An 18,039-nucleotide genomic window follows, 5' to 3' on the forward strand; every position below is an offset into this window, starting at 1 on the left:
AACTAAAAGAAGAAAATTAAGCACTTAAAAAAGAACTTGATGAATTAAAACAACAAATATTATATAAAGAAGATTTTACAAATCAATGTTTAATGTGTTTTTATGATAGTTGTCTTAATAAAGGGCATGCCATATTTTGAAAATATTTATTAAAAGATACTTTTGAATATTACAAATTACCTAGTAAGGATGTGAAATATGAAAAAGTTAAATAAAAAAACTATTAACAAAATAAATGAATTAATGCTCAGAAGTTATCCAGTTTCAAAAGACAAAATTACTGATGAACACTGAACATTAGGTTTACGCAAAAAGAATTAAGGAGTATAGATAAAATGACAGAATATAAAAGTTTGTATATTAATAAAACTTGAAATGAAATAACAACATCATTTGATTGAGTTAATTGTCAACCTATTAATTGTCGTATTTCACATCATAAAAAACATTATGATTTGCAATGTTTAGAATGAGCAAAAATGTACTTAAATTTATTTAAAGACAAGTGAAATCTTATTGCTTCTTATATGGAACATTACAAAATTAACGATATTTTAGATTTAGCATCAGATGGATGAAAAATATTACAATTTGAGAAAAAAATAAATCAAGTAAATTAAAATATATTATTGCAATTGACCCTGCTGTAATTGGACAAACTGGTATTATTATTTATAATTTTTTGAAAAAGAAAATAATTAATAATATTACTTTTAATTATAATTCTGAAGAAGAAGCAATAAATAATATGTATTTAATATTAAATGATTTTAAAAATAAAATTTGTTCTTATTTAAGCAAAGTTATTGTAATAATTGAAGATTACCAACTTCATAAAGGTTTAAAAATAAAAAACCCATTATCTACTCCTAAATTTATTGGTGGTTTAAAAGTTTTATGTAAATATTTATTTAATTTAAATTATGTTTTACAATCGCCAGTTGTTAAGAAAAATTATATTTATAAAGGAAATATTAAAATGACAGAGCATGAATTATATGCTTGGAAACATTTACAATATTTTTTATTAAAAGGAGTTGATAAAAATGGCACAAACAAAAAGTAATTTATCTAAAAAATCAATAACTAATAAACCTAAAATAAAAAATAAAAAAGTTAATAAGTTAGAATTAACTGTTAAATTACATGAAAATCCTATTAAAACTAAAATTAAAGCACTTGTTGCTGGTGGCGTTGAAGTTGATGTTTGTTCGGCTAAATGTCAGTGAGACGGATTAAATTATTTCAACATTATCAATATATAACCCATCTGTTTTAACTGAATTTTTGAAATTAAAAAAAACTAAACGCTATTTTTTATCTTTTCGAGTAGATAGTTTTGAAATTATACAAAAAGCGATTAGAAAAAGAACAAATACAAATATTAAAAAATAGGAGGAAAAACAATGGCATTAAAAAATGTAAAATATGTTCTTATCAATGAAGAAAATGAACCAATTAAAAATGAAGATGGTAGTTTAGATATTAAAACTGCTGAAATTATTTTAGAAAATACTGCTGAAGTTGAAGAATTTAATGAAAGTAATTTAGAAAATAGTAATCAACAAATCAACGAATTACAAACAAAAAATACTGAATTAACTTCTCAAATTGAACAACAAACGCTGCAATTAAAACAAATTGAAGTAATTGACTTTATTAATTCTTTAACTGATAATGAAGAATTTAAAAATGTTTTATTAAAATCTTATGATATTAATGATGATATTGAAATCATCAAAACACAATTGCAAAGTGTTTATGATGAATTAATTAAGGTACAAACAGTTAATACTGGTGGAGTACCAAAAACAGAAGAAAAACAAAACAATATTTTAGATACAGACAATGTATTTAATAAATAGAAAGAAGGAATAAAATTATGGCACAAAGTGTTGCTATTCATTCTAAATTATCTTTAATTTGTTGATTAATAGTATTTATTTTGTTTTCTTGTTTTAGTTGTTGTAATTCATCTTCGTTATATTGTGGTATATTATTACAAGCAACTAAACTTGTTGTACTTGTTCGAATTAGAGTGATTGCTCCTAAAAGACTTAATATCTTTTTCATTATTATAATTCCTTTCGTTAAACCTTTTTATATAATTGTTTTAACATACTTGTATATATACAAAGCGTTATTTAAGTTTTTGAAAGGAAAATATTTAATTTATTATATGCAGAGGGGTCAATCTGGCCTCGCGGAAACTTTCTAGAATTTTGTGAAAAATAACTTATTTTTTTGATGGATAAGAACCATAAAACAAAGCATCGTATGGATCGTGGTACATTTTACTATCGGGTATATTTGTTTTGGTATCGCTAAATCTTAATTCACTAATACATTTATCTAAAAATGGTAAATTATCTAATATGCCATATATCTTGCCTTGAACAAACATTTTTCGTATTCATGTTACACGATTAATTATTCCCGCTTCTTTATTAAGTGATGTTTGATGTTTTTTAGCTTTAAACATTTTAATTTTATAACCTAAATACGGGTAAATATCTTCTTGTAATTTTTGCATAAAGTTGTGGGCATTAATGTCATAATGAAGTGTGGCATATTCAAAACCCTCAAATTTATCAAATGTATTAATTATTCATTGTCCGTAATGCTCTACTAATTCATTTAAATTCATTACATTTTTTGGTGTAATAACATTTTCTTCAATTAAATATTTATCATACTCGTTATTTTCATTAATTTTATATCCACTAAATAAAAATACGGTATGGTCTTCGCTTCCATTAGCATAATCAACACCAATTGAATAACTATCAAATTGATACTGTTTTGTATTAGAATTATAAAAATCTTTTAAATTATATTCTTTAATATATTTACGATAATTTCGTAAAACATAAATACTAGGGTCATTGTCGTTATATTCAAATCCGTAATATTCAAGTTCAAATAAGTCTGGTCTTTCTTCTTTGTTGGTTAAAACAAGTTTTTTATTGATATTAGGTATTTTACTTCAAACAGTCCCCATTGTTAATCGTAAATTAAAAACACCTAAACCGTTAAATGCTTGTTTATTTTCTGAGTATATTTGGTTATGTTCTTTTAAAATATTTTTAATTCTTTCATTTAAAGGTGTAGAAACCACACACATTTTGTATTTTTGGTTTTTACAGTTTTGGAAAGTAAATTTTTTTAATTTTTTTAATTGAGGAGTTGAAATTATGCAAACAAAGCAATATTTTATTTTGCAGTCGCTAGTGAAAAAGTATGGTAAAGATAATGTTATTAATACTGTTAATAAGATTGCAAAAGATATTGAAATTAAAAAGTAAAAGAATAAATTATTCCGAGTAATTTATTAGCGGATAATTTATTCAGTAGTGTTTTTAATGGAGAGAAGCGACAACGAGCGGAGCAAGTTTGCAAATTTCAATTTTTTAGTTTTTAGAAAGGAGATGTATTATGCCAACTTGATTAACGACAATATTTAGTGTTGTTATTATATTAGGGATTTTTGCTTGAATTGGTTTATCAATTTATCAAAAAATTAAACAAATTCGAGGAAAGAAAAAAGATAAAAAAGAAATTGAAAGAAAGGAGAGTAATAAATAATGTTAGGTATGTATTTAACAACAGCGTTTAATTTTTTAACAGCACCTACACCTAAAACTATGACTGAGGGTATGACTGGGATTTGAACGGGTTTGACTAGTGCATTATGAAAAGTTAAAGAAGGTATAACAAATATTTTACCTGAGATAATGGTTTTCTTAGGTGAAGCGTGAATTATATTAATTCCATTTGCTATATTTTGTATTATTAAAATCTTAAACTTTTTCCGTGTTATGGTTAAAGGATTTTAATATTTATTATAATCGATTATATCTTAGTTAAGGCACACTAGGAAGTTTTAGTGAAATAATTGTTTTAATTGGTGATACCATTCATGATAATCAAAAAATAGATGGTATCACATTTGTAAAAAATGAATTTATTAAATAGAAAAATGAACTTATTATATTTACTATTAAAGTTCTTAATAGTTATTTTCAGTGTGCCAATTTTTATTATTTTTATATTTAACAATGTTAATAAACAATGTTTATTAACATTGTTTATTAAACATTAAATAAACAATATATTAGCATTATGTATAACATTGTTAATAATCAGTGTTTATTGCAATAAATAAACATTATATAAACATTATTTATAACATTGTTTATTAAACAAATATTTAGTTAGGAGATGATAAAATTGAGTAATTTTGTTAAGAAAAATCAGAATGTAGAAAATTATTTTATTAGTAAGGAATTTATCCCTTTTACAACAGAAAAAGCAAGTTTTATAAATTTGCCTAATCATAATCGCCATATTGGGTTTTGATTGAGTAATAAGTTTATTTATTCGAGTGAAAAACATTCGGAACAAGTAGCAATCGGTTTGATTTATGATAATTCTTACCCTATTGTAAAATATGATGAAAATTTAAAGCGAAATATTTGAAAATATTTAACTGGAACAGAATTAATCAATTTATATAATCAATATAAACAAAATTATTTTACTAAAATGAAAAAAGCTTTATTTTTAAGTGAACCTAAAAAAGTAAAAGCAAATAATAACAATAATAATTTAACAAATTGAAGTGTTGAAAAAGAACAAGAATTAATTAATGATTTAGAAAGTTTAAATTAAATGAGTTTATATGATTATTGAGTTCAATTTGTTAGTTATATTATTGGTGCAAATGCCCCTGAGTTTTTATATGTTATATCGTTTGTGTTATTTATTGTTTTGTTTTTTGGAATGTTTTTTAAACTTATTCAAAAAATGTGGAGTTTTTAAAAATGCAAAATGATTGAATTAAATTAAAAGAGTTTTTTATTCATGTCTTTTTGTTTATAAATAAAACGAATGTTGAAAGTATTACAATGTGGAATTTAACGCAAAATGAATATTTAACTTTAATGGTTGGTGTTTGAATTGTGATTTTGTTTTTAATTTGGTTTTTCTTGTGAATGGTTTTTAAAATAGTTGGGTATTTTAAATAATGAAAAAATTTATATTTTTCTTTAAAAATTGTTGTTATATTAGTGGTTGTATTTATCAAAAGGATTAAAAGTAAATTGATTAGAATATGTTTTATGAAAATATGTTGTTATTGTTGTATATTGTTTTGTTATATTATCTCATTCTTTAAATGTCCAAGATAATTCTTTTATAGGAATAGGATTGTCTAAATTATATTGTTCATTATTATTTTCATCGGTGTATTTTTCATAAAATACTTTTAAACTTTTAGAACGAAACATTGAAACTCTTAAATTATTATATCTTTTATCTAATTCTTTATCAGTTAAGATTTCTTTTTCTTCGGCATGTATCATTTCATCAGTTCACGCTGTTATAATACCGCTACCTTTACCAACTTTACCCATAATTTTATTACCATTGGCATAACCAGCAAAAGCAATACGAACACCACTAGGAAAAACAATTTCTCCACCTTCTTTAACATTTTTAGGTCAAACAATGCCATTTTCATTGTCAGGTCCTAAATCAATACCATATTTATCATATAAGTAATTACATACGTTAATTGTATCTCCAAAAGTAGTATCTTCGTGGGTATTAGCATATCTTCGTAAAATATTAGATGAAGCATCAGTAAAATTACAAGCATAAAATAATTTTTCTGCTATATGATTTCATGTTTTATTAGTACCACGACCAGCAGAAACAAACTTAAAAAAACTTGGTGAAGTAAAATAACGGGCATAACTATCTCCGACAAAGTCTTTAAATACTTCTCAGTCAAAACCAAAATTATAGTCACTAAAATTTAAATCATATTTTTTATTTAAATGTTTATAACTAGTAATTTGTTTTTTATTATTAATTTTAGTAAAGTCTTGCATTTTTTAGATATCCTCGCTTTCAAATGATGGAGTTAAAACAAAATTTGTTAGGAAATTATAAAAAAAAATAAAACAATCGAAACACAAAATGAAGTTAAAAATTTATTAATTAATAGATATAATGAGATATTTAAATTATATCAACAAGGACAAATATTACAAGAATATAAGGTAGTATCAAAATTACCAAAAACAATCAAAACAGAATATGGAAATATTCCTATAAAAAGACGAAGATATGTTAAATATGATGAAAAAAATAAAAAATATATAAATCGTTATCCTTTAGATGAAGAATTAGGATTAAAAAAAATATGAAATAATTGAAAAAAATTTAAAAGATAAATGTATTTCTTTTATGGGTGATGGAAAACGATATAAAGATATTATGCACACAACATAAAATGCTAATATCAGTGAAAAAATAATATCTAATATCTTTAAAAAATCTGATTTAGAAAAAGTTGACTATATTAGAAACAAAAATAACAATAAAATTAAAATTCCAAATAATATTTTATACATTCAAATTGATGGTGCTTTTGAACCAATGTGAGAAAATAAAAAAAGAGTTGAAAATAAAATATTTCTTGCGACTATGCATGTTGGTGTTGATGAAGAAAAATCAACTAAAACAAGAAAAGTAATTAAAAAGAAAAAAGGTGTTTTTCAAATAATGGAAAAAAAATGTTACTAAAAATAAAAAATCTAGTTTTAAAAATTTTATTGACAAAATTTTTAAACTAATGGATACTTATAATATTAATGAAAATACTATAATATTAGTATTAAGTGATGGCGAAAAACAAATTAAAAAAATTTACAAAGTTATAAAAACAAAATATAAAAATAATACTGTATCATATAGTTTGGATAAATTTCATTTAGTAAAAAGATTTAAAAACTTATTTTCATATAGAAATAGAAACAAAATTCATAGATTAAAATATAAATTAGCAAAAATATATTTTTTTACTGGAAATTATGAAGCATTATTAGATTTTTTAATTTGTCATTTACCCCATGTTATTGACAACAAAAAGAAATTTTTATTAGAAACTATTGAATTAATTAAAAATAATAAAGATGGTATTGAAAATCAAGAATTAGAATATAATATTGGTTGTCATGTTGAAGGTGATGTTTCACATTATATTAAAGCTGTTAAGGAGCGTGGTGCAAAAATATATTGTAAAGAAACATTTAATAATATGTTAATTGCTTCGATGTTAAGATTTAATAGCAGAATTAATGAAGTTAAAATTAATAAAAATAAAGAAAAAATTGAATTTAATATTTTTAAATTAAATCAATCTCAAAATCAATTTTTATCTTTATAAATAAAAAACTTTTTAAAATTAGTAATAACTTTAAAAAGTACTTTTTAGTGTGTCAAAATTCATAATTTTATAAAATTATTTATAATATAATTTTTAAAAAAGTTGAATTTTTTATAAATTTTGTTTTCATTTATTCATAAGCGAGACATAATTTGTTTCTAATTACTTAATTTTATTAAAAACCTCAAAATAATATATACTACCAATAATCTCAATAATATAATTATCATGATATTTTCAATCTTTATTTGTAAAATCTAGTTTTTTAATTAATTTATTATCTTCATAAATAACAATAGCAGTAGTACCAGTTCCTGATGGGTCAATCCCTATTTTTATCAAGTTGCTCACTCATCATCATTATTAACTGCTGGTACTACATTTGAGATATCTTCTTCTTTAACTACATTATCGTTAGTGTCCGCTATTTCTGTATAAGATGCGGTATTTCTATTATTTAATAAGGGTTCATCGCTCATCTGCCCTTTATTTTTGGCGACATCAATATCTTTAAATGAAATATATTCAAAATTACCATCTTCTTTAATTTCTTTTTCATCTAAATCAATATCAGATATATCAATCCCAATTTCTAATGCTAATTTACGATATAATTTTGCTTCAACCATTTCTTTTGCTCATTTATTTCAAGGTGAATATTCACTATTTCCACTTGGACTACTATTTTTTAATCTTTCAATATCTGCTTTTCTTAATAAAATACATTGATAATTACCATTTTTATCTTTTGCAAAAGCATAAGCACCAATAATCTCATTATAATCACTCGTATTTGCATTAAAATTAATTTCATGTATTTTAGGACAAGAATTTATATCATCTCATTCAAACTTTTCACCTTTAAATATAATTGCTTTTCTTGGACTATACCCTACTTCTTCAATTCTTTTACAATAAACTTTACTATCAATAACAGTAGTTAATTTATTTTTAAATGGAATAATATTAAAATCTTTACCAAAAATTAATCCTTTATTACTTAATTTAATAATTCCTAATGCTGTTATTTTTGCATTATCAGCAGTATTAACTAATTGTAAATAACTATTACCATTTTTCATTTTTAATTCTTCAAGTGCTAATATATTTTCTTTTACATATTTATATCATTAACTTTTAATTTATATTTAATAATTACACCTTTAATATATTGTTGTAATTCATTTGTTATTTTATTTCACTCCTTTAATTTTTATATTTATTCCTTTAATACCAACTACTTTATTATCAGTATTTGTATCTCATTGTGCTTTAATTGTATTTTTAACTAACTTTTCATCAACAATTAAATATTTAATTAATTGATTTAATTCATATTGATTAGCATTTTCTAAAAAATCATTATCAATCCCTAATACTTCAATATCTTTTATTAATAATTTTTCTTTAATTAAATTAATACCAACTTTTTTTAATTGTATTGGTTCTAATGATTTATCAATTTGCTCAATTTGTTCCATTACACGAATTTGCTCATCTTGAATTTGGTCTATATCAATCCACATATCTGGTGTTAAACTATTTGCTTTTTCAAGTAATTCTTGTTTTTTTAATTCTTGTTCTTTTAAAAACTCTTGTTGTTTTTGTTTACGAGCTTGTGTTAAATTATTATTAATTTCAACTCTGTATCTTTCAATATAATTCCTATAATTAGTAATTATTTTACCAATTATATTATGTTCATCTAATAATTTTTGAATAGGTTCTAATCATTCTTTAAAAACAAAATTATTTTTAGTAATAGCACTTGGAATATCTTTTAAATGTACATCTTGATAACCATTTAATGCATAATGATTAAATATGTCTAAAAATATATTCAGTTAATTCTTATTTATTTTCTTCTTTAAATTTTTGAACATTATATGCTAAAATACTTTCATTTTTAAAATCATCTCCTTTTAAAGGAAATTGAAATGTAATTATTATTCATTATTCATGCTCCTTACTAGGTAATTTGTCATATTTAGAATTATCTTTTAAATCAATTATTTTTTTTCAACCACAAGTTAAGCACCGATTAAAAAAATAATCATCTCCACAATTCATACAATGAGCAAATTCTTTAAAATCTTCTTTATATAATATTTGTTGTTTTAATTCATCAAGTTCTTTTTTAAGTGCTTCATTTTCTGCTTTAAGTTTGTCAAATTTAATTGATTCTGTTATATTCATTATTCATCCTCCTCAATAACAGTTAATTGTTCTAATTGTTCTTTTGTAATTTTAATACCTTTTAAATTAGCACAAGATAAATTAGCATAACGTAAATCAGCACCTTTTAAATTAGCACCCTCTAATTCAGCACCAGCTAAAACAGTACGAGTTAAATTAGGGCAATTTAAAAAAGCATCTTGTAAATCTAATACTTGAATTCTTAAATATTCTCTTATTTTTCAATTTTCAACAGTAACTCCTGTTAAATCTTTTATCATTTCGTGTAATGTTTTCATTTTATAATTCCTCCAATTTTTTATTTTCAATTTCAATTTCATAACGATCCATAATATCCAAACCATAATCTTTATAGCAATCTGGATAGTTATCAAACATTTCATTTAATAAATCTTTTAAATTCATATTATTTATCTCTTTTAATTGTAATTCTTTGTATATTTCGTATTTTAAAAACTTTCTTTATTAATTTGATTAAAAATTTTTTCTAATTCAGCATAAATCATTTGTTTCATAGTATTTTGTCCATATCCATCAAATTCACCATCATTTATTGAAATTAATAATTTAGCAATATTTCTTTTTATTTTTTCCATATTATTTACTTTTTTCACTCAATATCTTTTAAATCAATAATTGCCGTTGATAAGCCATAATTATTATTTTCAATTTTTTCTCGTACTTTTGCTTCTTCTAGTGTGTAATAAGCATAAGTAGTTAAATATTCATTTTTAATAATTAATAAATATATTTTTTCTCTTTTTTCCATAATTTTATTCCTTCCTACTTTTAATCTTTTTAATTATTTTTTTAGTTTTAATGACTTGGATTATTCCATATATTGTAAAAGGTAATGACACTAAGCATGAAATAATATTTATTATGATTATTATTAATGTTCATATACTCATATTTAACTCCTCCTATTTTTTTTATTTAATGCTCAATGTTCATCAGTAATTTCATTGTGGGTAAGGATATATTTATTTTGTTTATCACATTTAAAGCAATAACCTCAATATCTTTTTTTAAGACAATATTTCTTTTTGATATTTACCTCCTGATTATTAATTTTGGTAATTGTTGGTATATTAACTACAATGTTCTACAATTTGTAGTTGTTTGTATAGTTAAAACGCCATATAATTACATTTCTTCATCCGCACCATTTCAGGTCAAAGCGTTCAGTTTTTAAAATAAATTCACTCGCACCTTGAAGAACCTAATGCTAATCGCAAATTTATTTATAAAGTGACCATCTCTATTTTTATTGTGGTTTGATGTTGACCTCGCACTTATCACCACTATCGCTTATTAAAGCGTCTATTATTTCCAGACTGATTACTGTTGGGTTAGACCACCAAAATATCTATTAAATTGTTAGATTGTTTTTCAAATAAAAAAACAACCCTTTAACAAGAGTTGTTTTGTCCTATTTCATCCTTTATTCTACAAATAGAAATATTAATCTTTTGGGTGGTGTTTCTAGTTGTGAAGAAAGAAATTTTAAAACATTAAACAATTTAAGTTTACGCTCCATTGGTCTTTCACAAACTGATACTGTTAATTTTAATGGTAGTTTAATATATGATTTAGCAAATATAGAAAAAAATAATATTAAAACATTATTTACTGGTTATACTAATAATTTAACAAAAGAATTGTATGAAAATACTTATGAAGTTTATGGTGCTACTTTATTATTTTTATTACAAATAACAGCTCTATATAATAAAGTTGATAATAAAATTAAAGAATTATATATACAAGCATGATACACTTCTGATTTTAAATTAAAAATTAGATTTACAAAAACAGTATTTTCAGAATTATCACTATCTTTTTTAAATCATAGTAGTATGAAGTTTTATAAATATTTTGGTAATGATAAAAATATAACAATAGATGTTAATTGTGCTGATGTATTAGGTATTAGAAATAATAGTATTAATCCTATTAGTATTACATTTATTCCACGAAATTAGGTTTTTTAATTGAATATATATATATATATATATATATATATATATATATATATATATATAATTATGATTGTAAGAAAATTTTAGCGAAAGGAATTATAATAATGAAAAAGATTTTAAGTTTATTAAGTGCAATTAGTTTAATAGGAACAATCACAACAAGTCTAATTAGTTGTAATACAAAAGAACAATATACACCTGATGAATTACAACAATTAAAAGCAGAAAACAAAATATGCACAAATTGCCAAGAAATAAAAGAAAACTTAGAATGAATTGCACCACAAGAAAAAGCATTTAATCAAGTTGATAATAAATGATATTATGTAGTATGACATAGTAATTCAACTGAAAATTGAAGAATTACAAAATTTAAAAATGACACCGAAATAAAAAATGGGAAACGAGTAATTGTTAATGAAAATGGAATAGAAAAATTATTTATTTTTATGGAAACAAAAGGTACTTTTAAATATGAAACAGTAAATTTTCCAAAAGACATAACAGTTTTTTGGAATGGTTCATTTAATTGAAAATTTTGTGAACCATTTAGTGAAAAAGTTTTTAAATCAGTATATCGTTGAAATTTAGATACACAAGAACCCGATTTAGTTATTGATAATGATGGTAATATAAAAGTTAATGGAGAATAAAATGGCAGTTATTAAGAAATCATTAAATTGTGAGATGCCTGATTGTAAAGATAAGGTATTAGCAAGATTTAAAAAAGATAAAAATAGTGATTTAGTAAGACAAATGCAAGGTAATTGACCTGTGCAGTTGTGTGTTAATCATTTTAAAGAATTTCAACTAAAACTTAAAGAAACAATGATATATATGGAAAAGCAAGATAAAGATTATAAAGATATGCTTAATACTATGACTATGGTTGTTAAAAAGAATTAAAAAAAAAAAAAAAAAAAAGAGATTTAATATCTCTTTTTTACTTATCTGCTAAGGATTTTAAACTTTCCATTAAATTTTTATTATTATAATTATCTTGTTCTCATTTATTAAATTTAGATTCCATTAATTTATAATCTATTTTTTTATTTATTTTTTTAATATTTTATCAACCCTTTCTTTTAACCCTCTTTTCTATTAGTTAAATTATAACATATACTATATTAGATAATATGTTATTATTAACTTAGTTAAATAAAAAACAGAATGAACCAACATTATTCTGACTGTATAAAAAAAAATAGGGTATAAAAATATAAAGAAATTAAATAAGAATAATTAAACCATTTACTAAAATGGTTTTTTTATTTGAAAAAACCTAAAATAACTAATTGATTCAAAACAAGGACAGCATCTTTATATATTTATAATTTTTAAAATAATAAAAAGTTGTTTCCTTTCTGAAAAAAACCATATTAAATTAAGAAATTAATAAATAATTCACTTACTTACTTAGTAAAGGTGTTGTCCTTGTTTTGTTTCACTTAGTTATATTAATAAATCAATCGTTAAATATTAGATTGGAGAAACTAAAAATGGAAAAAATCAACATTATGATTAAATGCAGTAAATGCGGAATGCCAAAGCGAATTCATAAAGTTAAACATCGCGGAAAAACAGAATGATTTGAAGATATTTATTATGGTTAATATTAAATTTGATTTATAAAAATGAAAATTATTAAACAACAAAAAATATGTGATGTTATTAATTGTTATAAATTATCATCATTTATCACCGAAGAATTTGAAACAAATAAAATTTTATGAACTTGTGAAAATCACAAAGTTTTATTAAATCAAATTAAGTATATAAACAAAGAAAAAATTTGACTTTATAATAATTTGGAAAATTCAAGGATAGAAGTTGATTGAAAAACTAGGTATTTAAAAATCTTTTTTAGTAAAATTAAATAATTCTAATATAACAAGATGAATAAATCATCTATGGCACACTAGTTATGTTATTTGATTTATTAATTTTAATTTTATATTTCTTTTATTAAACTTGTTAATAGTATTTTTAAGTGTGCCAATTTTTACTATTTTATATTTTTAATAATGTTAATAACAATGTTTATTAAACATTAAATAAACAATAGATAAACATTAAATATAACAATGTTTATTAAACATTAAATAAACAATAGATAAACATTAAATATAACAATGTTTATTAAACATTAAATAAACAATAGATAAACATTAAATATAACAATGTTTATTAAACATTAAATAAACAATAGATAAACATTAAATATAACAATGTTTATTAAACATTAAATAAACAATAGATAAACATTAAATATAACAATGTTTATTAAACATTAAATAAACAATAGATAAACATTAAATATAACAATGTTTATTAAACATTAAATATAACAATGTTTATTAAACATTAAATAAACAATAGATAAACATTAAATATAACAATGTTTATTAAACATTAAATAAACAATAGATAAACATTAAATATAACAATGTTTATTAAACATTAAATAAACAATAGATAAACATTAAATATAACAATGTTTATTACAAATTTTAAGGAGTGTGATTAATTATGTTAGGAATTTGAATATTTTTTATTAAACGTAAATGTCAAATTTGTCATTCTATTTTGAATAAAAAAATTGTTGGTAGTTTGTATTTTAAGTTAAATGTTTGCTCAATGCAGTGTAACCGAAAGCGAGTTGATTTGAGTAATGTATCAGAAACCAAGTTATAAGAAGAATATTAACATAGAAAATTACTTTATTCGAAGAGAATTTATAGTTTTTAGAACAGATAAAGCTTCATTTATAAATTTACCCAATCATAATCGTCATATTGGTTTTTGATTGAGTAATAAGTTTATTTATCCGAGTGAAAAAAATTGTAATCAAGTAGCAATCGGTTTGATTTATGATAATTATTATTCTATTGTAAAATATGATGAAAATTTAAAGCGTAATATTTGAAAGAATTTAACTGGAACGGAATTAATTAATTTATATAATCAATATAAACAAAATTACTCTACTAATATGAAAAAAGCGTTATTTTCAAGTGAACCTAAAAAAGTAAAAACAAATAAAAATAATTTAACAAATTTAAGTGTTGAAAAAAAAGAACAATTAATTAAAGACTTAAAAAGTTTAAATTAAAATATTCCCAAAAAAGTTTTAAATAATATACAAAGTTTTAAGATTATATATTAAATAGACATAACATAGAAAGCTCACTGTATATTTTAAAACACAATAGTATAGTGCCCGCGATCACCTTTAAAGTGAAGCGAAAGGCAAAGGGTGAAAAAAATGTTTAAAACAAATTTAGGAAAATTAATAAATGGAGATGCTTTGGAATTTATAAAGACATTAGAAAACGATAGTGTTGATTTAATATTAACTGATCCGCCCTATTTATATAATTTATCAAAAAGAGAAAACGAACAAATAAATGAAAAAAGCAATATAACCAAAAGCATAAATAAATATATTAATGCTATTTATGATAATAATTTGCATAATTCATTTGATATAAATACTTATTTAGATGAGTTTTATCGAATTTCAAAAAATAAATTTATGTTAATTTGAATGAATAGACAACAAATTATTGATTATTTAGATTGAGTTCGTAAAAAAGAAATGCTTTATGATTTTATTCTTTGAAACAAAACAAATCCAATGCCAACTAATAATCATATTTATCAAGATAAAGAATATTGTATGATAATTTATTCTAAAAAACATCGAATTCCGAATTATAAAAATGATTATGAAAGTAAAAAAACAATTTTTAATTATTCAATCGGAAAAAAATTAACGAGACACCCAACAGAAAAACCATTATATATATTTAATCGATTAATTAGTAAATATAGTAAAGAAAATGATTTAATTTTAGATTGTTTTATGGGAAGTGGCACAACCGCGTATGCTTGTGAACAATTAAAACGAAAGTGATTGGGTTGTGAAATAAATAATGAATATTACAAAATAATTAAAAAAAGATTAAAAGATATTCAGTTTAAATTTGAATTTTAAGAGAAAGGAAAGAAAAAATGAATATTGCTTCAATTTTGACTAAGTTAGAAAAAATAGAATTAGAACAAGAAAAACAAAAACTTTATTTAATTGCATTATCTAATTGTGGTTTGTCTGACTTACAAAAAACAGAATTATTAAACAACATTAATTTAATTGATGAAGAATATAAACAAAAACAAAAAGATAAACGACAAGCTAAAAAATTGGGCCTTAGTTATGCTAAATATAAAAAAATGCAAAAACAATAATTATTTTTTATTAATTAAAAACATAAATTATATAGCAGTTTTAATTGCGATGATGGTTGTATTATCCCAAGTAATGCGAATACAAATTATTTTAAGAACATCAATTCCATTATTTTTAATTCCAGTTTTTATTAGTACTTTTATTTTAAATTGATATTGATGTTTATTTATTGGTTTTGTTGGTCATTTATTAGTTGATTTATCATTATGAGGTTTTACGCTAGGATCATTATGTTGAAATTTAGGAACTGGTTTATTAGCAATTTTATTAAGGATTATTTATTTAATAAAATGTCATAATTTCTGAAAAATTATCCTACTATTATTAATAAATTTAATAATTTATTTTCCAATTGATTTTATACTTTTTTGATTAAATCTTGGAATTTTAAATATAGAACAAATAATAATCGGAGTTTTAATTGTAAACACAATATGCTTACCAACTTTTTATTTATTAAGTATCAAAATAATAAAAAAAATTAACCAAGAAAATTTAAGGAGGTAAAGATGAAAAAGTTAAATAAAAAAATTATCAACAAAATAAATGAATTAATGCTTAGAAATTATCTAGTTTCAAAAGATGAAATTACTGATGAACATTGAGCATTAGGTAAAGAAAATTAAGAGGAATTAAATTATGACTAAAAAATACTTATTAATTATTAAAAATGAATATTTAACTACTTATGCTTATTACACACTAGAAGAAGCAAAAGTGCGAGAAAAAATTGAAAATAATAATTATGGCTTATCAACGGCAATTATTGATTTAAAAGATATTGAATGAAAAAGGTAAATAATATGAAAAAATATGTTGCTAAAAAAGATATTGATAATTATTTAGATAAAAAATTAGAAGAAGCAAAATTTAAAACCAGCCAAACCGACATTGATACTATTTGAGAAAAAAGTGACGAAGATATTAAAAAAGCAATAGATGAAGTTGTAAATAATCCATTGTGAAATCAACTATTTAAGAATTTATCAAAAATGTAAAAAATGTGAATTACGAAAAAGAATAAATGAAATTTGTAAAGAGCATAAATAATATGTGAAAAGATGAAGATGGCAAAGTTTATACAGAAGAAGATTTATTTAATGAAGCATTAGAAGAATGTCATTCAGAAGAAAGTGCTTATGACTATATTGATACTTTAATTGCAGAAAAGAATTTGGAGGAAATTTAATAATGAGTAAGTTTATTTCACATTGTAATTATTGTGCTGGTTATTTTGATTTCTCAGATTATGATATCAAAAATAAACCATTAGAAACAATTAATAAATTTAAAATTAGAAATCATAAATATTACTTTAATAGTTATCAAGGAATTAAAAATATTAAAAATAAGGAGGAATTATAAAATGAAAACAATACAAACTTTAATTAAAGATTTAACAGGAATAACTGTTGAAGAACAAAAAATAAATGAATATTTAGAATATGAAGCATTAGATTTACAAGGTGCTTATTTACGAAGTGCTAATTTACAAGGTACTGATTTATGATGTGCTAATTTAGAATATGCTAATTTACGAAGTGCTAATTTAGAAAATGCTTGTTTAGTAGGTGCTAATTTAGAAAATGCTTGTTTATTAGGTGCTAGAATTACAAAAAAACAATTAGAACAATTAACTGTTATTAAGGAGGATGAATAATGGATATAACAGAATTAATTGATGTACTTAATAGCCGCATTCATTCAATTAAATGAGAAATTGATGTACTTAATATCAAAATACGAACACTTAAAGCAGAAAATGAAGCACTTAAAGAACAATTAGACCAATTAACTGTTATTAAGGAGGATGAATAATGGGAAAAAGAAAATATTGTGAAGATTGTCAAGAAGACGGATTTAATATTCCTTATGATGGTTATTATTGGTCTTTTTCAGATGAAAGATATACACAAAAAGAAATTGATTTTATTGTTAGCGAATGTTCTGCTAGAGAATTAAGACAAAATTTTAAAGCTAAATTGCATTATGTATGTGCTAATTGCCTTATTTCATATTGCTAGTGAGGAGGATAAATAATGGCAAAATATTGTAAAAAATGTCAATGCCCTGTTAATCAAATTAACTCTGATTATTGTTTATTTTGTGATAATGATGTACTTAAAGAAGAACTTACAGAATTAAATAAAGATTTAAATTGAAGTTTAAAAACTGAAGAAGTACTTAATAAAATGTTTGAAGACAAAATCGAAGAAAATGAATTACTTAAAAAAGAACTTGATGAATTAAAACAACAAATATTATATAAAGAAGATTTTAAAAAATAATTACTACTAGTTATAGTTCCACAGGGGGCATAAGTTTCACAACATGACAATTAAAAGATAATATTAAATATTACAAATTACCTAATAAGG

The 18,039-nt window shown here is 21.9% G+C and carries 38 protein-coding genes; 27 read left to right on the top strand and 11 right to left on the bottom strand.

The annotated features are described in order from the left end of the window. Positions 1 to 198: 198 nt before the first annotated feature. The 5 genes from SDAV_RS13835 to SDAV_RS00860 all read left to right on the top strand — a co-directional run bounded on the left by SDAV_RS13835 (position 199) and on the right by SDAV_RS00860 (position 1,865). Positions 199 to 321: a hypothetical protein gene (locus SDAV_RS13835; RefSeq protein WP_281268808.1), complete on the top strand. Its 123-nt coding sequence runs from the start codon at positions 199 to 201 to the stop codon at positions 319 to 321. A gap of 14 nt (positions 322 to 335) precedes the next feature. Continuing rightward, positions 336 to 620: a hypothetical protein gene (locus SDAV_RS00845; protein WP_114564181.1), complete on the top strand. Its 285-nt coding sequence runs from the start codon at positions 336 to 338 to the stop codon at positions 618 to 620. Next, entirely contained in the window at positions 575 to 1,066 is a 492-nt protein-coding gene (locus tag SDAV_RS00850) for a hypothetical protein (protein WP_114564182.1), read from the top strand. The genes SDAV_RS00845 and SDAV_RS00850 overlap by 46 nt, the downstream gene beginning before the upstream one ends. Beyond that, positions 1,047 to 1,265 carry a hypothetical protein gene (locus tag SDAV_RS00855; RefSeq protein WP_114564183.1) on the top strand — a complete coding sequence of 73 codons (219 nt, stop codon included), beginning with the start codon at positions 1,047 to 1,049 and terminating at the stop codon, positions 1,263 to 1,265. Before SDAV_RS00850 ends, SDAV_RS00855 begins: the two co-directional genes overlap by 20 nt. A 141-nt stretch (positions 1,266 to 1,406) precedes the next feature. Continuing rightward, positions 1,407 to 1,865, top strand: coding sequence for a hypothetical protein (locus tag SDAV_RS00860; protein WP_114564184.1), 459 nt, complete (start codon positions 1,407 to 1,409; stop codon positions 1,863 to 1,865). Here the strand turns inward: SDAV_RS00860 and SDAV_RS00865 are convergent. Together SDAV_RS00865 and SDAV_RS00870 are read right to left on the bottom strand one after the other, a co-directional pair. Beyond that, complete coding sequence (locus tag SDAV_RS00865) at positions 1,855 to 2,073, bottom strand: lipoprotein (RefSeq protein WP_114564185.1); 219 nt, start codon at positions 2,071 to 2,073, stop codon at positions 1,855 to 1,857. The genes SDAV_RS00860 and SDAV_RS00865 overlap by 11 nt on opposite strands. 163 nt (positions 2,074 to 2,236) lie before the next feature. Next, entirely contained in the window at positions 2,237 to 3,124 is an 888-nt protein-coding gene (locus SDAV_RS00870; RefSeq protein WP_151202489.1) for a hypothetical protein, read from the bottom strand. A 311-nt stretch (positions 3,125 to 3,435) separates the two neighbouring features. Here SDAV_RS00870 and SDAV_RS00880 point away from each other — a divergent pair, with 311 nt between their 5' ends. From SDAV_RS00880 to SDAV_RS00895, 4 genes are all read left to right on the top strand, one after another. Next, on the top strand, positions 3,436 to 3,585 hold the full coding sequence (locus SDAV_RS00880; protein ID WP_015967969.1) for a hypothetical protein: 150 nt from the start codon (positions 3,436 to 3,438) through the stop codon (positions 3,583 to 3,585). Then, the gene (locus tag SDAV_RS00885) at positions 3,585 to 3,836 is read left to right on the top strand and encodes a hypothetical protein (protein ID WP_071937632.1); all 252 of its coding nucleotides are present in this window, start codon (positions 3,585 to 3,587) and stop codon (positions 3,834 to 3,836) included. Before SDAV_RS00880 ends, SDAV_RS00885 begins: the two co-directional genes overlap by 1 nt. 385 nt (positions 3,837 to 4,221) lie before the next feature. Beyond that, the gene (locus tag SDAV_RS00890; RefSeq protein WP_114564188.1) at positions 4,222 to 4,671 is read left to right on the top strand and encodes a DUF3627 domain-containing protein; all 450 of its coding nucleotides are present in this window, start codon (positions 4,222 to 4,224) and stop codon (positions 4,669 to 4,671) included. 152 nt (positions 4,672 to 4,823) lie between these two features. Then, on the top strand, positions 4,824 to 5,027 hold the full coding sequence (locus tag SDAV_RS00895; RefSeq protein WP_114564189.1) for a DUF2649 family protein: 204 nt from the start codon (positions 4,824 to 4,826) through the stop codon (positions 5,025 to 5,027). Positions 5,028 to 5,066: 39 nt separating this feature from the next. Here SDAV_RS00895 and SDAV_RS00900 read toward each other — a convergent pair whose 3' ends face one another. Continuing rightward, entirely contained in the window at positions 5,067 to 5,894 is an 828-nt protein-coding gene (locus SDAV_RS00900; RefSeq protein WP_114564190.1) for a hypothetical protein, read from the bottom strand. Positions 5,895 to 6,444: 550 nt separating this feature from the next. On the opposite strand from SDAV_RS00900, the gene SDAV_RS11650 reads away from it, so the two are divergent. Then, positions 6,445 to 6,591 carry a hypothetical protein gene (locus SDAV_RS11650; protein WP_186823421.1) on the top strand — a complete coding sequence of 49 codons (147 nt, stop codon included), beginning with the start codon at positions 6,445 to 6,447 and terminating at the stop codon, positions 6,589 to 6,591. Between the two features lie 49 nt (positions 6,592 to 6,640). After that, a complete protein-coding gene (locus tag SDAV_RS00905) occupies positions 6,641 to 7,234 on the top strand; it encodes a hypothetical protein (RefSeq protein ID WP_114564191.1) in 594 nt (197 codons plus the stop codon). A 162-nt stretch (positions 7,235 to 7,396) separates the two neighbouring features. Here SDAV_RS00905 and SDAV_RS00910 read toward each other — a convergent pair whose 3' ends face one another. From SDAV_RS00910 to SDAV_RS11660, 8 genes are all read right to left on the bottom strand, one after another. After that, positions 7,397 to 7,585, bottom strand: a complete 189-nt coding sequence (locus SDAV_RS00910) for a hypothetical protein (RefSeq protein ID WP_186823422.1) — start codon at positions 7,583 to 7,585, stop codon at positions 7,397 to 7,399. Next, the gene (locus SDAV_RS00915) at positions 7,570 to 8,316 is read right to left on the bottom strand and encodes a recombinase RecT (protein ID WP_114564193.1); all 747 of its coding nucleotides are present in this window, start codon (positions 8,314 to 8,316) and stop codon (positions 7,570 to 7,572) included. Before SDAV_RS00915 ends, SDAV_RS00910 begins: the two co-directional genes overlap by 16 nt. 111 nt (positions 8,317 to 8,427) lie before the next feature. Continuing rightward, entirely contained in the window at positions 8,428 to 8,760 is a 333-nt protein-coding gene (locus SDAV_RS00920; RefSeq protein ID WP_114564194.1) for a hypothetical protein, read from the bottom strand. 427 nt (positions 8,761 to 9,187) lie between these two features. After that, positions 9,188 to 9,430 (bottom strand): hypothetical protein, encoded by a 243-nt coding sequence (locus tag SDAV_RS00925; RefSeq protein ID WP_114564195.1) that lies wholly within the window; start codon positions 9,428 to 9,430, stop codon positions 9,188 to 9,190. Then, positions 9,430 to 9,708 (bottom strand): pentapeptide repeat-containing protein, encoded by a 279-nt coding sequence (locus tag SDAV_RS00930; RefSeq protein ID WP_222611557.1) that lies wholly within the window; start codon positions 9,706 to 9,708, stop codon positions 9,430 to 9,432. Before SDAV_RS00930 ends, SDAV_RS00925 begins: the two co-directional genes overlap by 1 nt. Position 9,709: 1 nt before the next feature. Beyond that, positions 9,710 to 9,835 (bottom strand): hypothetical protein, encoded by a 126-nt coding sequence (locus tag SDAV_RS13840; protein WP_281268817.1) that lies wholly within the window; start codon positions 9,833 to 9,835, stop codon positions 9,710 to 9,712. Positions 9,836 to 9,879: 44 nt separating this feature from the next. Beyond that, positions 9,880 to 10,044: a hypothetical protein gene (locus SDAV_RS11655; protein ID WP_186823423.1), complete on the bottom strand. Its 165-nt coding sequence runs from the start codon at positions 10,042 to 10,044 to the stop codon at positions 9,880 to 9,882. Continuing rightward, the gene (locus tag SDAV_RS11660; RefSeq protein ID WP_186823424.1) at positions 10,032 to 10,199 is read right to left on the bottom strand and encodes a hypothetical protein; all 168 of its coding nucleotides are present in this window, start codon (positions 10,197 to 10,199) and stop codon (positions 10,032 to 10,034) included. The genes SDAV_RS11655 and SDAV_RS11660 overlap by 13 nt, the downstream gene beginning before the upstream one ends. A 703-nt stretch (positions 10,200 to 10,902) precedes the next feature. Between SDAV_RS11660 and SDAV_RS00935 the strand changes: the two genes are divergently transcribed. The 16 genes from SDAV_RS00935 to SDAV_RS00990 all read left to right on the top strand — a co-directional run bounded on the left by SDAV_RS00935 (position 10,903) and on the right by SDAV_RS00990 (position 17,949). Next, positions 10,903 to 11,415: a hypothetical protein gene (locus SDAV_RS00935; protein ID WP_114564197.1), complete on the top strand. Its 513-nt coding sequence runs from the start codon at positions 10,903 to 10,905 to the stop codon at positions 11,413 to 11,415. Between the two features lie 101 nt (positions 11,416 to 11,516). Then, complete coding sequence (locus SDAV_RS00940; protein WP_114564198.1) at positions 11,517 to 12,065, top strand: lipoprotein; 549 nt, start codon at positions 11,517 to 11,519, stop codon at positions 12,063 to 12,065. A gap of 1 nt (position 12,066) precedes the next feature. Then, positions 12,067 to 12,318: a hypothetical protein gene (locus SDAV_RS00945; protein ID WP_151202490.1), complete on the top strand. Its 252-nt coding sequence runs from the start codon at positions 12,067 to 12,069 to the stop codon at positions 12,316 to 12,318. A gap of 728 nt (positions 12,319 to 13,046) precedes the next feature. Continuing rightward, entirely contained in the window at positions 13,047 to 13,292 is a 246-nt protein-coding gene (locus SDAV_RS00950; RefSeq protein WP_114564200.1) for a hypothetical protein, read from the top strand. A gap of 791 nt (positions 13,293 to 14,083) precedes the next feature. Further along, positions 14,084 to 14,524: a DUF3627 domain-containing protein gene (locus tag SDAV_RS00955; protein WP_114564201.1), complete on the top strand. Its 441-nt coding sequence runs from the start codon at positions 14,084 to 14,086 to the stop codon at positions 14,522 to 14,524. 153 nt (positions 14,525 to 14,677) lie between these two features. Then, complete coding sequence (locus SDAV_RS00960) at positions 14,678 to 15,409, top strand: DNA-methyltransferase (protein WP_151202491.1); 732 nt, start codon at positions 14,678 to 14,680, stop codon at positions 15,407 to 15,409. Positions 15,410 to 15,426: 17 nt separating this feature from the next. Further along, positions 15,427 to 15,660: a hypothetical protein gene (locus tag SDAV_RS00965; protein ID WP_114564122.1), complete on the top strand. Its 234-nt coding sequence runs from the start codon at positions 15,427 to 15,429 to the stop codon at positions 15,658 to 15,660. Further along, entirely contained in the window at positions 15,629 to 16,168 is a 540-nt protein-coding gene (locus SDAV_RS00970) for a hypothetical protein (RefSeq protein ID WP_114564203.1), read from the top strand. Before SDAV_RS00965 ends, SDAV_RS00970 begins: the two co-directional genes overlap by 32 nt. Positions 16,169 to 16,300: 132 nt before the next feature. Continuing rightward, positions 16,301 to 16,459 carry a hypothetical protein gene (locus SDAV_RS11665; RefSeq protein WP_162475811.1) on the top strand — a complete coding sequence of 53 codons (159 nt, stop codon included), beginning with the start codon at positions 16,301 to 16,303 and terminating at the stop codon, positions 16,457 to 16,459. A gap of 5 nt (positions 16,460 to 16,464) precedes the next feature. Continuing rightward, positions 16,465 to 16,659, top strand: a complete 195-nt coding sequence (locus SDAV_RS00975) for a hypothetical protein (RefSeq protein ID WP_071937505.1) — start codon at positions 16,465 to 16,467, stop codon at positions 16,657 to 16,659. A 53-nt stretch (positions 16,660 to 16,712) separates the two neighbouring features. Beyond that, complete coding sequence (locus SDAV_RS11670) at positions 16,713 to 16,850, top strand: hypothetical protein (RefSeq protein WP_162475858.1); 138 nt, start codon at positions 16,713 to 16,715, stop codon at positions 16,848 to 16,850. A gap of 2 nt (positions 16,851 to 16,852) precedes the next feature. Beyond that, positions 16,853 to 17,026: a hypothetical protein gene (locus tag SDAV_RS11675; RefSeq protein WP_155522074.1), complete on the top strand. Its 174-nt coding sequence runs from the start codon at positions 16,853 to 16,855 to the stop codon at positions 17,024 to 17,026. Between the two features lies 1 nt (position 17,027). After that, a complete protein-coding gene (locus SDAV_RS00980; protein ID WP_114564204.1) occupies positions 17,028 to 17,321 on the top strand; it encodes a pentapeptide repeat-containing protein in 294 nt (97 codons plus the stop codon). Continuing rightward, on the top strand, positions 17,321 to 17,479 hold the full coding sequence (locus SDAV_RS11680) for a hypothetical protein (RefSeq protein WP_186823425.1): 159 nt from the start codon (positions 17,321 to 17,323) through the stop codon (positions 17,477 to 17,479). The genes SDAV_RS00980 and SDAV_RS11680 overlap by 1 nt, the downstream gene beginning before the upstream one ends. Then, positions 17,479 to 17,685 carry a hypothetical protein gene (locus SDAV_RS00985; RefSeq protein WP_105298404.1) on the top strand — a complete coding sequence of 69 codons (207 nt, stop codon included), beginning with the start codon at positions 17,479 to 17,481 and terminating at the stop codon, positions 17,683 to 17,685. Before SDAV_RS11680 ends, SDAV_RS00985 begins: the two co-directional genes overlap by 1 nt. A 15-nt stretch (positions 17,686 to 17,700) precedes the next feature. After that, the gene (locus SDAV_RS00990) at positions 17,701 to 17,949 is read left to right on the top strand and encodes a hypothetical protein (RefSeq protein WP_114564205.1); all 249 of its coding nucleotides are present in this window, start codon (positions 17,701 to 17,703) and stop codon (positions 17,947 to 17,949) included. Positions 17,950 to 18,039 lie beyond the last annotated feature (90 nt).

It is taken from the genome of Spiroplasma phoeniceum P40, from assembly GCF_003339775.1.
Taxonomy (GTDB): Bacteria; Bacillota_I; Bacilli_A; order Mycoplasmatales; family Mycoplasmataceae; genus Spiroplasma; species Spiroplasma phoeniceum.